The 1,086-nt window shown below is 31.9% G+C and carries 1 protein-coding gene; it reads right to left on the bottom strand.

What is annotated here, in order from left to right:
* Positions 1 to 80 precede the first annotated feature (80 nt).
* Positions 81 to 1,086, bottom strand: a 1,006-nt coding sequence (locus tag I8752_RS36645; protein WP_225896149.1) for an IS4 family transposase, incomplete at its 5' end; no start/stop codon positions are given.

Genomic DNA, 1,086 nt, shown 5'->3' with positions numbered 1-1,086 from the left:
AGTAAAAATATCAGAAATGTTGAATTCTAATACAAAACTTTACATATCTAGTTACACTAGCTCTAAAAAGATTAAATTACTCAACAAAACATAATTTCCTCAAACCAATGAACATAACTGATTTTCTGACACATACAAGATTGTAAATAGCGAAGTTTATCTAATAGTGTATGTCCCCATTGTTGTGGGATAGATAATATCTGTAAAATTAGATAGGCTATTAAACTAACGTAAATTTGTATGGTGATACCATTGACATTCTTAGTAATTAATTTGTCAAGTTTTAAGTGCATTTTTAAAAACTTCCATAACAATTCAACTCCCCAACGTAATCGATAAATATCCCTAATTTCATCATTGCTAACGGCAGCCTCTCCCAAGGCTGGTAAATTAGTAACTAAGCGAAACTCGGTTTTTGTCTCGAAATCACAAAAATTAATTACTCTATAACTTTGAGCATCATCAGATGCACCAACTTTTACTAACCCATTTGAGCCATCAAATTCTAGTTTCCAATTGTTTTTTATCCGCAAAACAAAATATTTATTTTCTTGTACTAATTCTTGGACAAATTTTAATCCAGCGAAACCCCTATCCATTACCCCAACAGCATTTATTGCTAGACTAGACATCATTTTATAACCAAATTTATAATCATGGTCATGTCCAAAGTTAATGAAGTTATCTGATGGGCTTCCAGTAGCTAGATTTAGAGAACTAAAAAGTTTTACTTGATGGTGTCCTAGTACCCATAACAATTTGCTGGTGAGAGTAATAATTGTTGAATCTATTGGACAAATTGCATATTTATCGTGTAACTTTTTTGGAACTTTCTTCTGGACTAATTCATTTAGTTTTTGGTAAATTTCTTGAAAAGGTTTCTGGCTTCGATGTAAGTTTGCTTTTGAAAAAGTAGAAATATCTACCTCAAATCCTGTATTGTTTAATCTGTTAAACAAATCTCGCATACTTGTTAAGCTGTTATCCAGAGCATAAGATAGCCAGCACTCAAAGAACAGACGACTGTTTAATACTGGATAATCGTTTTTTGGCAGTCCTCTCAAGATATCTTTGACAATCTTGGGA

The organism is Dendronalium phyllosphericum CENA369 (genome assembly GCF_016056275.1).
GTDB lineage: Bacteria > Cyanobacteriota > Cyanobacteriia > Cyanobacteriales > Nostocaceae > Dendronalium > Dendronalium phyllosphericum.
Note: the sequence above shows the minus strand (reverse complement) of the source record. Positions and strands in the feature narration are given on the sequence as shown.